This window comes from Lishizhenia sp. (assembly GCF_033720595.1).
Taxonomy (GTDB): Bacteria; Bacteroidota; Bacteroidia; order Flavobacteriales_D; family Crocinitomicaceae; genus Lishizhenia.
Window position 1 is genome coordinate 25,442 of sequence record NZ_JAWWCF010000003.1, and the last position, 14,922, is coordinate 40,363.

10 protein-coding genes are annotated in these 14,922 nt (G+C 37.8%); 2 read left to right on the forward strand and 8 right to left on the reverse strand.

Annotation, left to right across the window (positions count from 1 at the left end; translation table 11 throughout):
* Nucleotides 1-25: 25 nt before the first annotated feature.
* Both R3333_RS00555 and R3333_RS00560 read right to left on the reverse strand, forming a co-directional pair.
* Complete coding sequence (locus R3333_RS00555; RefSeq protein ID WP_318956624.1) at nt 26-1,285, reverse strand: M28 family metallopeptidase; 1,260 nt, start codon at nt 1,283-1,285, stop codon at nt 26-28.
* Nucleotides 1,278-2,135 (reverse strand): hypothetical protein, encoded by an 858-nt coding sequence (locus tag R3333_RS00560; RefSeq protein WP_318956625.1) that lies wholly within the window; start codon nt 2,133-2,135, stop codon nt 1,278-1,280. The genes R3333_RS00555 and R3333_RS00560 overlap by 8 nt, the downstream gene beginning before the upstream one ends.
* A gap of 289 nt (nt 2,136-2,424) precedes the next feature.
* Between R3333_RS00560 and alr the strand changes: the two genes are divergently transcribed.
* Both alr and R3333_RS00570 read left to right on the forward strand, forming a co-directional pair.
* Nucleotides 2,425-4,695, forward strand: a complete 2,271-nt coding sequence (gene alr, locus R3333_RS00565) for an alanine racemase (protein ID WP_318956626.1) — start codon at nt 2,425-2,427, stop codon at nt 4,693-4,695.
* A gap of 198 nt (nt 4,696-4,893) precedes the next feature.
* Nucleotides 4,894-7,185: a gliding motility-associated C-terminal domain-containing protein gene (locus R3333_RS00570; protein WP_318956627.1), complete on the forward strand. Its 2,292-nt coding sequence runs from the start codon at nt 4,894-4,896 to the stop codon at nt 7,183-7,185.
* A gap of 48 nt (nt 7,186-7,233) precedes the next feature.
* Here the strand turns inward: R3333_RS00570 and R3333_RS00575 are convergent, their stop codons facing one another.
* The 6 genes from R3333_RS00575 to R3333_RS00600 all read right to left on the reverse strand — a co-directional run.
* A complete protein-coding gene (locus tag R3333_RS00575; RefSeq protein ID WP_318956628.1) occupies nt 7,234-8,559 on the reverse strand; it encodes a PhoH family protein in 1,326 nt (441 codons plus the stop codon).
* A 127-nt stretch (nt 8,560-8,686) separates the two neighbouring features.
* Nucleotides 8,687-10,276 (reverse strand): choice-of-anchor V domain-containing protein, encoded by a 1,590-nt coding sequence (locus tag R3333_RS00580; protein WP_318956629.1) that lies wholly within the window; start codon nt 10,274-10,276, stop codon nt 8,687-8,689.
* A 245-nt stretch (nt 10,277-10,521) separates the two neighbouring features.
* Nucleotides 10,522-11,352, reverse strand: a complete 831-nt coding sequence (locus R3333_RS00585) for an anti-sigma factor (protein WP_318956630.1) — start codon at nt 11,350-11,352, stop codon at nt 10,522-10,524.
* A 170-nt stretch (nt 11,353-11,522) separates the two neighbouring features.
* Nucleotides 11,523-12,527 (reverse strand): hypothetical protein, encoded by a 1,005-nt coding sequence (locus R3333_RS00590; RefSeq protein ID WP_318956631.1) that lies wholly within the window; start codon nt 12,525-12,527, stop codon nt 11,523-11,525.
* A gap of 237 nt (nt 12,528-12,764) precedes the next feature.
* On the reverse strand, nt 12,765-14,321 hold the full coding sequence (locus R3333_RS00595; RefSeq protein WP_318956632.1) for an aldehyde dehydrogenase family protein: 1,557 nt from the start codon (nt 14,319-14,321) through the stop codon (nt 12,765-12,767).
* A gap of 395 nt (nt 14,322-14,716) precedes the next feature.
* Nucleotides 14,717-14,922, reverse strand: a 206-nt coding sequence (locus R3333_RS00600; RefSeq protein ID WP_318956633.1) for an anti-sigma factor, incomplete at its 5' end; no start/stop codon positions are given.

Genomic DNA, 14,922 nt, shown 5'->3' on the forward strand with positions numbered 1-14,922 from the left:
AGTCAACTCACTTCTGGTTGTAATCTTAGCGTAATTCTACAAATCTAATGAGCAATTTTGTAATATCTTCAAACTCATTAAAACTCAATTCTTCGTAGGTATCAAAAACGTCATGATAATGTTTATTCGGTCCCATGGTGTATATAAAGAAACTTGGAACCCCTTCTAAACTAAAGAAGTAATGATCTGAATTTTGGGTTGGACCTCTTTTCTTAATACGAGTTAAATATCCATGTTCATTGTTGATGGCTACTAAACTTTCATAAGCTTTAGTATGGACCGTTCCATTTACCACAGTAATTCCTTCTTCACCAGACCCCATAATATCTAGGTTGAGTAAGAATTTAATTTTTTTCAATTTCAGCTGGGGATGTTTTACAAAATACTCGGACCCAACCAGACCAGCTTCCTCTCCGCCAAAAGCAATAAAAACAATATTATAATCTGCAGGGTTCTCTTTGAAATACTTGGCCATAGTTATCAGCATAGCCGTTCCCGAGGCGTTATCGTTAGCCCCTGGAAAATACGTATCAGCTCCCATTCTCCCCAAATGATCATAATGACCGGTAAAAACTATGGTCTTTTTCGTCTTCTTTTTTGCTTTTACTTGCCCAATTACATTGTACGCTGTATAGTTTTTAATTAGCTCGGCATCTACATTTACACGAAGGGTTTGACCTTCCTGATAAACACTATCCTGCAGGGTAATGACAATATTGTTGTATTGTTTCCTACCCACAGACCACGTGAATTTTTGGTGCGTTAAAATCACCACGGGTGCATAGGCTGAGAGTCCTGTTAAATTCGCTCTAATTTCTCGTTCTCTTCTGGCTGAAAGACCTCTTGTATCAATGAGAAAAGCATTTTTCTCTTCCTTTTGTACCTGTTCAAAAATATCTTGAAGTTGAATTTGACTTTTAAGAATATTGGTATCGATAACAGCCGGAACAAGTTGTCCGTCAAAACTAGGCGAATGGGCATCCACCATAAAATGTTTCCCCGGAATCAATTGTTTTTCACCATAACTTACTGCCATTGAACTCGGAAAGGTATTCACCTGTAAATTAAAAGCCTGTAAGAAAGACGAATCGAGTGGTTCAAGACCAATCTTCTCAAATTCACCAGCGATGTAATGCGCCGCTTTTACGTCCCCTTGGTTAACGTAACCTCTTCCATGAAATTCAGGTTTACACAAATCTTGGGTTATACGTCTTGCCTCATCAAGCTGAGACCAAGCGAGGGAACCCAAAAATAAAGTAGCAATAAGTAAGATGAAATTACGCATATCTTCTTTCAACTTTTTTCACAAAATCCGTCACCACTTCATTGTCTAAATCCCAATTCATCGAAACGGCAACTTCGCTTAATTGCTGTTTAGCAGTTGCGTAAGAATCAAGGTTATCTAGTGTATTTAAGGTAGATTCAAATTTATCCTTATTCCCTTCGAATAATTCGTTGATACACTGCAATCTATCATTCAACCCAAAAGCTTCTTTCAATGAAGCAATCTTTGTAGCACCAAATTTAGAGGCTAAAGAATTGTCTTCGTTACTGTTAAACCTATCGTAAAAACTCCCTTGATTATGCACAGGGTTATTCAAAGTATTGATGGGTTCGGGTTGTGTTATAGTAACTTTTGTAATCTCCTTTTTAGGCGCTTCCTCCTTAGGAGCTTCTGGTTCTGGAGCCACTTCTTTTGGCGCCTGAGCAACAGGTTTTGAATTTTGTCCTAATGATTCTTCTACCTTCTCTTCAGCAGGTGCTTCATCAAAATTCAAACTCAAGTTTGCTTTCTCCTCTTCGATTTCCTCAGTGGGTGTAGAAAAGTCAAACATCATTCCTTCTGACGCACTCGGTGCTTCTTTTTCTATGACCTGAGTAGTTTCAGCTTCTGTTTTTTCTACTTCCTGCTTACTTTCTTCAACAACTTCTTTTTCTACTGGAGTATTCACAACTTTACCTTGCGCTTCATACACCTTTTGTTCCAAAGCTTTGTAGCGCAAAATCAAACATCTTTCGTGGAATTCTCTTGACAACTGAACGAGTTCTTCCATTTCCAATTGGTTCAATTTTCCATTTTGCAATTGCTCTGTTAAAGCATTTAATCTCTGAAGTATTTCTTGTTGTGTATCCACGGTTTTAATTTTCAAGTTTAACATCGTTCATTCCCAGTGAGCTAAAGAAAGTTTACACCCACTTTTTAAGAGTACCCAAATTTAACTATTATGTTTTCAACTTTAGAAGAGATTGAAGGGAGTTTTAAAAGAAGAATGTTAATCATTTCACACAAAATGTATTCCTAAGTCATTTTCGAATGTTGCTTACTTCTTAAAATAAAGGAGTTAATGACTTATCTTTCCGTATTTTTACACCCAAATCCTTCGTATAGAGGGAGTACTTCTTATAAAAACGTAGAAATTGAACTTGAATTATACATACGCAGACTTAGCAGACCTACTTTACGCCCAAGAAACACCTCAAATAGACGGAGGAATAAAGGGGATTGCTTACGACACAAGAAGAATTTACGGTGCTGATGACTTGGCCTTTTTTGCTCTTCACACAACAAAAGACAATGGTCATGTATATATTCAAGATGCTTACGATAAAGGAGTTAGATGCTTTGTAGTTCAAGAAGATGTAGATCTTCCTCATGATGCTTGTGTTCTTAAAGTTGAAGACACTTTGGAGGCCTTGCAAACATTAGCAAAAAAACACCGAGAGCAATTTTCTTATCCGGTTATCGCTATTACCGGAAGTTATGGTAAAACCATGGCCAAAGAATGGTTGTATTCGCTTTTGAAGGATGATTACCAAATCATTCGAAGTCCAAAAAGCTACAATTCGCAACTCGGCGTTGCTTTGAGTTTGTTAGAAATGAGTCACGAACATAACCTCGCCATTATTGAGGTTGGAATTTCTGAACCTGGAGAAATGGAGATTTTGGAAGACATTGTAGATCCAACTTTAGGTATATTCACAGGAATTGGTGCTGCTCATCAAGAAAACTTTGAATCAGAAAAACAGCATGTAAAGGAAAAATTAAAACTATTCAAGCATGCCAATTTTGTATTTGCTCAAGAAGAATACGCTTCTCCTTTCAGACGTTCTAAAATAAACGTTGAATACCCGAGTCAACCTGCAAAAGCATTAGCCGCAATGGCTGCAACTCCCTTCAAAGCTACCCTTGAAAACTGTATAGAATGTGCATTATTCTTAGGACGACAACCTGAAGATATGGAGCCCCTCGTGAAACAACTACCAACGGTAGCTTCTCGAATGGAAATATTAGTAGGGAAGAATGACAACCTATTAATCAATGATACTTACTCGTTGGACCTACATGCGCTGGAACAAGCTTTAAACTACCTTTTATCCATTAAGGAAAAAAAGCAAAAAATAGCTGTGATTGACCTTACTCTTTCATCAAAAGATGAACAAGAAAAAGTTGTTGCTTTTATGGATAACTTCCCCTTGGATGAAGTATATTTTCTGAAGGATGAAATAATTCCTGAAGCTTTAGACAATATAAAAAATGCCGCCATTTTATTCAAAGCAAAAAGAAGGAGTTTCATCAAAAAAGAAATTGAAAATTTTAAGGAAAAGAAGCACGACACTTGGTTAGAAATAGATCAATCAGCTATACTAGAAAACATTCAACTTTTCAGAAGCAAACTCAACAATAACACGCAATTATTGTGCATGGTGAAAGCATCTTCTTATGGATCTGGCGATGTAAAAATGGCACATCTTTTAGAAAGTGCCGGTGTTGATTATCTAGGTGTTGCCTATGCCGATGAAGGTGTTGATTTGCGTAAAGCAGGAATTCAAAGTCCGATTATGGTCATGAATACTTCCGAAAGCGCTTTTCAAGAAATTATTAAACACGACCTAGAACCTGCAATTTTTGACTTACCTCAACTGGAGGCATTTATAAGAAGTTTGATTCGATTCAAGAAAACGAATTTCCCCATTCATATTAAGGTAGAAACAGGAATGAATCGCCTAGGTTTCTCTGAAGAAGATTTAGAGGGATTGTTTGAACTTCTTCAGGCACAACCCGAGGTCACTGTAAAATCTGTATACTCTCACTTGGCTAGTTCAGATGACGCTGCAAGTTCATTTACACATAAACAAGCGAAACGATTTGCCCAATACAAGGATATTTTCGATCATAAATTAGGAGCAAACATCCACTATCATTTATTGAATTCATCGGGCATACTCAATTTCCCAGAATACCAATATTCCATGGTAAGATTAGGGATAGGAATGTATGGATATATTCCACATCAAAATGGATTAAAACCCAGCTTATCTTGGTATACTCGCATTTCTCAAATCAAAGAAATAGAGGCCGGAGAAACCGTAGGTTACAATCAAAGTTTTACAGCCAATAAAAAGATGCATATAGCAACACTTCCGATTGGTTATTCTGATGGCTTACGCAGAGTTTTAGGCCATGGGAAGGGTGAGTTTTTCTTAGCAGGAAAAAAAGTTCATACACTTGGAAACATTTGTATGGATATGTGTATGATAGATGTGACAGATATAACCTGTAAAAAGGGAGACCTCGTGGAAATCATCGGTGATAATAATGACATTTTCGACTTAGCAAAAGCCAGTGAAACCATTGTTTATGAATTGATGACAGGTATTTCAAAGCGCGTAGAAAGGGTCTACTTACAGCATTAAATAACATCTAACCATATAAATTAACACCTTGTTAATTGGCAAAGTATGAATTGTCTCTACTTTGTCCGCGCGCCCAGAAAGCCCTAAAACGGACTTTCAGCGAGAACAACCTCTCAGCATTCTTCACGTCTTACTTATACATACCCGGCATTGTTACTAATAAATCCGTAACTTTAACATAGAATGCTTTTACAAACTATGAAAACTTTCTTCTATATAAGCTCGTGCCTTTTAATGTTGATTCCTCAACTTGTTTTGGGGCAATGTAGTCCTGCCATTCAGAATTTTTCTTTAGGAAACGATACTGTTTTATGTAGTTCACCTTATTCGATTAATGCGGGAGGGAATTTCCAAACTTATGAATGGAACAATGGTACAACCAACGATTATCTTATCGCATACTCTACTGGCACCTATTCTGTAACCGTAATGGAAACCAATGGAAATTTAATTGTCAATGGTGATTTCGAATCTGGTGTTACTGGTTTTAATACAGACTACAACACAGCTTCAGGAGGTCCATGGGGCCCTTTGTCTAATGAAGGAGAATACATGATTTCAACTTCGCCATCTTTAACACACAACAACTTCCTTAACTGCGGTGATCATACAACGGGAACTGGAAATATGTTTATTGTGAACGGATCAAGTGTTCCGAATAGCAATGTATGGTGTCAAACCGTAAATAATATAACCCCGAATACAGATTATGCTTTTTCTTGTTGGGCGATGAACGTATTGAACAGCACCAATGTCAGTAACCTTCAATTTTTCATTAACGGTGTACAAATCGGGTCAGTATTTAATACCAACACCACTGGTTGTATTTGGCAACAATTTACAGACACGTGGAACTCTGGAAATGCTACGACCGCAACACTCTGTATAACCAATCAAAACACTTCTGTAGGTGGTAATGATTTTGCTTTGGACGATATCGTTTTTGGTCCGATTTGCTATGCCACAGATAGTATCAATATTACATTTGAAAATTATCAACAAACACTCACTGGAGTTGACCCGCTTTGTGCAGGAACAGCCACCGGAGAAATTCATGTAGATAATCCTGGAGCAACAGAGTATAGTTTTGATAATGGACTTACCTATCAAGCAGATTCATTCATGTTAAATTTACCAGCAGGAATGTATGATGTATGTTCACGTTCTGCTGCAGGGTGTGAATATTGTGGAAACATATTGATTTCAGACCCTCCACCGGTAGGCGTTACTGTATCGAATGACACTACAATTTGTGAAAACGGTACAGCTACAATTAATGCGGTTGGTTCCAACGGTACATCTTTTATTTATCATTGGGATTTCACAACTGATCAAGGCCCCCAACAGGTTGTAACTCCAGGTGTAGCTAGTAATTACAAAGTTGCGGCAGAAAATCAAAACGGATGTATTTCTGACACGCAAGAATACCAACTGAGTTATTATCCTCCTCTAGATGGTATTATTTCACCTGACACCCTAATTTGCCCGGATGACATTGCAACTCTTATGGCTGGTGCTAACGGTGGAATTGGTGGTCCATATGACTTTACTTGGTCTTCAGGAACCACTGATACTCAAAATAATTTTAGTTCTGAAAATGTGAGTCCGCCCGCCACAACTTCGTATGATGTAACTATCTCTGATGCTTGTGAAAGTACTCCGATCACATTTTCAACTACAGTAAATGTTTCACCACTTCCACAACCTGGGTTTACAGCCTTGGAAATAGAGCAATGTGAACCTGCAATTTTCGAACTTACTTCCACTTCTGACCCTACATTAACGCAAAACATTGAATGGTGGATAAGTAATAATGAATACCATCCTTCGGGAAATTCTATTACAACGGATACTTATATGGAGGGGGTATATGATGTAACCATGAGTATAACAACCCCCATTGGCTGTGTAATAGAACAAACCTTTACAGATACACTTGTTGTACACCCTCTTCCCTTTGCCGATTTTGACTATGGTCCAAAACCTATATACATGTTTTCGCCAACCGTAGATTTCACAAATCATTCTACAGATGCAGTTAGTTACGAATGGACGTTCTTTGGGGGGGATCCCGGAACGAGTCAAAATACAGAATTAACCGTAGATTATCCGGAAGGACAGGAAGGTGAATATCAAGTTCAATTGGTAGCTATTTCCAGTTTTGGATGTAGAGACACCTTGGTAAAACCTGTTAAAATAGAGCCTGAAATTCTTATTTATGCTCCCAATAGTTTTACACCAGACGATGATGAATTCAACCCAACATGGCGTGTATTCATGGAAGGAATAGATGTTTACTCTTTTGAATTAGTCATATACAACAGATGGGGAGAAGTTGTTTTTAAAAGTCAAGACATCAACGAAGCTTGGGATGGTACCTACAACGGGCAAACTGTTAAAGATGGCACCTATATGTGGAAATTAAATGTGCGAGAACTAAACACAGATAAACGTTTAGAATATCACGGAAGTATTAACGTATTGAGATAAAAAAAGGCCTCATTGTATTGAGGCCTTTTCAGTATTAATATATCGCTTTTATAGCAATTCATTGGCCAGGTTGGCTAAATCAGATCTTTCACCTTTTTCTAGTTTGATATGAGCAAAGAGCTTTTGACCCTTCACCTTATCAATCAAGTAAGCTAATCCATTAGAATGCTCATCCAAATAAGGTGTATCAATTTGACGTACATCTCCTGTAAAGATTATTTTGGTTCCTTCTCCAGCACGTGTAATAATCGTTTTCACCTCATGCGGTGTAAGGTTTTGAGCTTCATCAATAATGAAAATAATGTTACTCAAACTCCTTCCACGTATAAACGCCAATGGTGTAATTAGTATCTTGCCTTCCTCTTGCATTTCAACAATAGCCCTGTGCTTGCGCTCATTTTCACCAAATTGATTTTTAATGAACTTAAGGTTATCCCACAAGGGCTCCATGTACGGGGATATTTTATCATTGGCATCTCCGGGTAAGAAACCGATATCCTTGTTGGACAGCGGCACCAGTGGTCTGGCCAAGATAATTTGCTGATATTTCTTGTGTTGTTCCAGCGCTGAAGCAAGAGCCAATAGCGTTTTACCTGTACCAGCTACACCTTGAAGAACAACCAATTTAATTTCTGGATTCATCAAAGCATTGATGGCAAAAGCTTGTTCCGCATTCTTAGGTTTAATACCATACGTAAACCCCTTCTCTACTCTTTCTACCTCATTACTTATGGGATTATAATACGCCAATGCAGAAGACTTCCCATTGTTTAAAATATAGTATCCATTTGCATATTTCTGTGCCCCCAACAATCCATTCTCCTCTATTTTCCCTTTTTGAAATAGTTCTCGAATAATGTCAGACTCCACATGATTTATGGTTACTAAACTCGATTTATCCAACTGAACATCATCCACCTTTCCGGTCTCGTAATCTTCGGATGTAATCCCCAAAGCTTTGGACTTAATTCTCAGATTAATGTCTTTGGTAACTAACACTACCTCCTTTTGTTCGGATAATTTCAAACAAAGTGCAGCGTTAATGATTTTGTGGTCATTTTTCCCTTCCGCATAAATTTTTTCAGCGTCCAAACCGTCGGGATGATTTTCCAAGACTATTTTGAAATTTCCCTTTCCTCTTCCAAGGGGAATCCATTCCATTAAAGACCCTGATTTTCCCGATAATTTATCGATAAAGCGAATAACCTCTCTGGCACAAAAGTTTTTAGTATCATTCCCTACTTTGAATTTATCCAATTCTTCGAGAACAGTAATAGGTATGGCTACATCATTTTTTACAAAACTGGTGATTGCATTAAAATCATGAAGCAAAACAGAAGTGTCAAGAACGTAAATTTTTGATTTCTTTGCCATATGAGTAGTTTCCTCTCAATTTACAAAAGAATTCAACGTATTTTACTTCTTGACACTTCCATTAATCAACACGTTGCTAACAAAATGTTGATATCTCTCTTTTATAGTCTATTACGACTTCAAGCAATTATTCTTTTAAAAGACGCTTAACAAATTGATAATCTCCACCTTCCACTTGAAGAAAGTATACTCCTTTGTCTAAATCCGTTAAACTTAAAGTTAACTGACCTGAAGTAGCATTTTTTTCTACATCCATCATCAATTGACCTTGTGCGTTATAAATTTTAACCGTCACCGTTTCATCTGCAAACAATCCATCGATTTGAAGCTCATTATTGAATGGGTTAGGATAAACATTCACATTGTTAGCTGCTTTATCCTCAACACCAACATTCGTAAATACTTCACAAGCAGTTTCGTATGTACAATCGGGACCAAAAAGACGAACACCAAAGTTTCCATTGTAAGGAACCTGGAATAGTTGATTTCCGCTATTGTCGAACACTTGTCCGTTATCACAATCGAAAAACTCAAATGATGTTGCAGTTGTTGCTTGAATTTCAATCGACGCCCCATCTACAGCCAAGGTTGTTCCATAATCTTCATGTGTTATAATATAATTTACAACACTATCACATCCGGTTGTCGCACTCAACACTTCTGTATAAGTTCCAGGATCTTTTTCATAAACCCCATCAACAAGCACAGAGTCACCCTGACAAATTGTTGTGTCTATATCAAACCCAACTTGAGGAAGAACGGTCATGTTCGTATTCACAACACTATCACAACCATTTACAGCAGTTAAAGCATCTGTATAAACTCCTGCTATCGTTTGCCAATCCCCTTCCAAGAATAAAGAATCTCCAAAACAAACATCTACATCCACATCAGTAACATAACTTTGATTGATTACTACAGTATTATCTATAGTACCTCCACTGTAAGTATATGTAATTACATAGGTTCCAGGTAGAGAGCTTGTCATATCAATTTCTCCTGTTGTGGCGTTTACCGTAATATCACTTGAGTTAGCACTAAAAGTACCTGATGAAGTTCCTGTTTTTAATGGAGTTGTTGCTGTTGCACTCGTACAGTAATCTGCGGCATAAGTAACTGTAACAGGTACTTGCTCTGGAAAAACTAACGAAGAAGCTGCTCCTGGAGCATCACCAGAAGAACCACCATTGTTATTTACGGCATTCGCATTATAGTAAAAAGTAACATTTCCAGAATTCGCTGGTGGAGCCGTCCAAAACACCTCAAAAGAACCTGAAGAACTCGCCCCATCATGTTCTAGATATGCTCTTGCTGCTAATGATGACAATTGGGTATTTGCCGTTAAAAAGCTTCCAAAAGTTCCTGCATTTTGGTTAAACGGCATACGTGTTGCCACCATTTGAAATCCAAAGTGACTGTAACTCGGATTACTTACCTGAACTGATATTTTATACTGTGTTCCTCCGACATATTCGGTAACAATATTATTTGTAGCAGCTTCTCGAATTGTAATAGAAGTTGTGGTAGCACTGCTCACTGATCCATGACATGAACTACAAGACCCATTAGAAAGAGGTCCCCCCGTCTTATCATGTCCAGAATGCGCTGGTCCCGCCGAGTACTTAAAACCAGAGGTAGCTGGGTAAGCACTCATTAAACAAACGCCAAGTGTAGCCAGGACAAATCCAAAAGCTAATACATTGTAAATTTTTTTCATATTTCTAGTTATTAATTTGCACGTATACCTATAGACGCAAGATTTGTCAAAAGGTTAAAAAAAAGGGTAAAACAATTTGAATTACCCTTCATTTGGAAATTAATTTCCTCACGAAATAACAGTTTTTAATTTTTCTAGAATCATCAGTCAAAACACGCGATCTTCTATAGATCACCACGGTGAAGGAACCCGACCATCATTTTTCTGATCTATATGCAATTTAATAAATTTCTTTGCATCAAATACTATGTTTTTATTTCTCCTAAAACAACCATTTCTTCCAAGGTAGGATTAACACTACCTCCTAGTGGCTCCAATGTAATGGCAAATGCTTGTAGATCTAAACCTTCCTCCAAATCCAGATTGATTCTGTCACTCAACACTAATTGTTTATCCATTACACCTAAATCTAAAGGTTTACCATCCACGATAGCCCACAATTGATATTGTTTTTCTGAGGCAGGTTTTGGAAGTTTATCCGACTTTACAATGTACTCCTGAAGTGAAGGATTGTAAAACAATTTCACCCGTGCCTCAGGATATTTGGCTGTTCCGTTCAAACGGATTAGTGAGGTAGATTCATCCAACACGAAGTCTGTATAATTCCTTTCATACCTCAGAGAATCTCTCAATTCTAAAACTGCTTGTTTATATTTTTCTTGTTGAGCGATTAACTTTTCTTGTTCCGTTTTAAACGCTAGTTCTACATCCTTTTTTTGAGTCCCTTCTAGATAGTGGTTCACACCAAACCCAAAAATTAAAGCTATAGAAGCTGCCCATAAAATGGTAGCCAGAGACCTCGTTTTATCCTTGGTCTGGAAATTCACCTGCGCATTCAATTTCTCTTGAGGAAGCTGACGAATTGCCGCCATTACCTTTGCTTTAATCTCAGCCGGCGGACGTGTTGAAAGTGTACGAACATAGGCAGCTAACGCCTCTTCCATACTTTCTTTTTCACGCTTGATTTCTGGATATAAAGCACACATTCTTTCCACCTCTAACTTATCCTCAACACCTAAAGCGCCGAAAACATAGTTTTCTAACTTTCCCGATAATATGTATTCTTTACTTTTCAATTTCTTCTTAAGGTTTACTTGTAAAATACATACGTAGCCAACTGAGCTTTAGATTTTTAAGAACTAAATTTTTATTAAAAAAACACAAGTAAATCCAGTACAATTTCAAAGACAAAAAAAAGAGGTGCAAGCCTATGCTCACACCCCTTTTTAGGTTAGTTGTAAAAATCTTATCTAGCGAACTGACCTAAGATCACGTAGGTTGTTGGATCTGTTGTCGTAATTGCTTGTAATGGATCGTGTACTACGAAGAACCCTTCGTATGTCGTTGTTAAATCTGCAATAGATAAAGTACTTTGTTGCGACGCTGCAACCATTCCTCCGTTACCCGTAGCCATTAAAGTACATACATTTGCATTTGGCGTTTCGTTGTATGGAGTTCCATTTGGTGTCATTGTTGGATCAGCAAAATCATGTGAGTGGATCATGTACATCTCACCGTCAATCGTATTGTCTAACATTACAGTAACTCTTGTAGCACCACTTCCTAATTCTTGTAATTTAATTGTTGCTCCTAAGTTACTTGCGTGTGTTCCTCCGTAAGCAAAACTTGCATCCACTTGCCCTGTATTAAAATCGTAATTAAACATTTCAGAAGTCAAAGTGTAAGCTGCTTGTGCTCTAGCAAAGGTTCCTAATACTAAGTACGTCGTTAAATCTGTTGTACTGATGTTTTGTAAAGGATCGTGTACTACAAAGAATCCTTCGTAAGAAGTTGTAATTGCATCGAAAGACATATCTACTGTTTGCGAAACTGATACTGAAGATCCGTTACCTGTTACCATTTGGGTAAATACCGCTGCATTCGGTGTTTCATTGTAAGGTGTTCCGTTTGGCGTAGTTGAAGGATCTGCTGCATCATGAGCATGAATCATGTACATTTCTCCATCCACAGTATTCTCTAAAGTAACGGTGATTTTTGCAGTGTTATCTCCGGTTTCTTCAACCATCATAGACGCAGTTAAGTTGTCCATGTGCGTTCCTGCATATGCAGTTCCTGAAACTAATTGACCATTGTTAAAGTTGTAGTCATACGTTTCACTTTTCATTTCCGTTGGGGTGTCTGGGGTATCATCAGGAGTATCGTCCATATCGTCTTTTTTACAAGAGGTGGCTCCCAACATTAATCCTATTGCCAAGGTTGGCAAAACATAGTGCTTAAATAATTTCATCATTTCAAATTTTAGTGTTCGGTGATATCTACGCACCTGTTTAAGTTCTGGATTTTTTAACCTAATATTTTTTTCATAATATTCCATCAACCCCTTATAAACGTTGATAAAAGAGTTCAAAAATTATCTAAAACGACCTGCCAATTATCAAGAATGACATCCCCTAAAAAAACATTGATTCAACAAAAAAGGGAGAGATCTTATGACCCCTCCCTTCTTTGGTGTTTAGTATATGATATCTTACAAATCGAACTTGATACCTTGTGCCAATGGCAACTCTTTGGTATAGTTAATTGTATTTGTTTGTCTTCTCATGTAAACTTTCCAAGCATCAGATCCAGACTCACGTCCACCACCTGTTTCTTTTTCACCTCCAAAGGCTCCACCGATTTCAGCTCCTGATGTTCCAATATTTACATTGGCAATACCACAGTCAGACCCTCCGTATGATAAGAAACGTTCTGCTTCTCTTAAATCAGTTGTCATGATAGCAGAAGACAATCCTTGTTTCACGCCATTCTGAATATCGATTGCATTTTCAACCTCTCCTTCGTACTTCAATAAGTATAAGATAGGTGCAAAAGTTTCGTGCTGTACAATCTCGTAGTGATTTTCAGCTTCAGCAATTGCTGGTGCAACGTAACATCCAGATTCGTATCCTTCTCCTGTTAATGTACCTCCTTCAACAATCAACTTACCACCTTCTGCTACAACTTTTTCTCTCGCCGCGTTAAACATATCCACCGCGTCTTTATCGATTAATGGTCCAACGTGGTTGTTCTCATCTAATGGATTACCAATACGTAATTGCTTGTATGCATTTACAATTACATCTTTCACCTTATCGTAGATATCCGCATGGATAATCAGTCTTCTTGTAGAAGTACAACGTTGTCCACATGTACCTACCGCTCCAAATACAGCTCCTGGAACTACCACGTTCAAGTCTGCATTTGGTGTAATAATCATGGCGTTGTTACCTCCTAATTCTAATAATGATTTTCCAAGACGTCTTCCAACTGCCTCAGAAACAGATTTACCCATACGTGTAGATCCTGTAGCACTTACTAAAGGAATACGCGTATCGTCTGCCATTAATTTTCCTAAATCAGCCCCTCCTATTAATAAAGAAGAAACTCCCTCTGGAACGTCATTATCTGTAAATACTTCTTCTGTAATTTTTTGACAAGCAATAGAAGTCAACGGAGTTTTCTCAGATGGCTTCCAAACACATGCATCACCACAAACCCATGCCAAGGCTGTATTCCAACTCCATACGGCTACTGGGAAGTTAAACGCAGAAATAATTCCTACAACTCCTAGTGGATGGTATTGTTCGTACATTCTATGACCTGGTCTTTCAGAGTGCATTGTTAAACCGTGTAATTGACGCGATAAACCTACGGCGAAATCACAGATATCTATCATTTCCTGTACTTCTCCCAATCCCTCTTGGTAAGATTTCCCCATTTCGTAAGAAACCAATTTACCCAAAGGCTCTTTGTAATCACGTAATTTATTACTCAACTGTCTCACTACTTCACCTCTCTGTGGTGCAGGAACTTTTCTCCATTCCTTAAATGCAGCTTGAGCTTTTTCAACAACTTTATCGTAATCTTCTGCAGTAGCCATTGTAACATCACCTAAGTGCTTACCATCTACTGGAGAATATGATTTTAAAACTTCACCTTTTGTCTGTAACCAAACGCTTCCTGTTGAAGCGCCTAAATTTGTTTTTTCTAGTCCTAATTCATCAAGTACTTCTTGTATATCAAATCCTGTTATTACTTCTGACATGTATGTATTTTTAAATTTTAAACAAATATAATTAAAAGTGTTGATTTTCATCAACAGCAATAGGCTTTCTTGTAGATTCGTTGTGCGACAACAAAAATGCGTGCCTTTAAGGTAGGAAATTGAGAAGATCTCAGACTTGTTTCTTCGTAAAATCTGTGTGAATTGGATTTGATATTGGCTCCCTTTTAAGCACACCTCGGTTCTATATTAAATAGATTACTTTCTAGCAGTGCTTAAAATCGGGTGCTTTGCTCTACTCCTCGGTCCAAAATATTTTCAAAGAAAAAGCCCGTCTCAGCTTCTATTGTCGCTGTGCGGGCTTTCTTTTCAATATCTTTTGTTCCTGTGGGGTACGCTGTCGCCCCCTGGGAGAATTTACTTCTTAAAATGGAAATTTAACCTTTCACGTTACCTATTACGTACAACTGCGAGAGATCCGGAGTAGGTTTACCACCTTCATCTTCTAGCGTAATGGCAAAAGTTTGCAGTTCATTCACCCCTATTTTACGCGTTGGAGTTACCGCGAATTCTTTGTCTAACACACCCAAATCTACTGGAACTCCATCTGCCAAAGCCCACAATTGGTACTGTTTACCTTCAG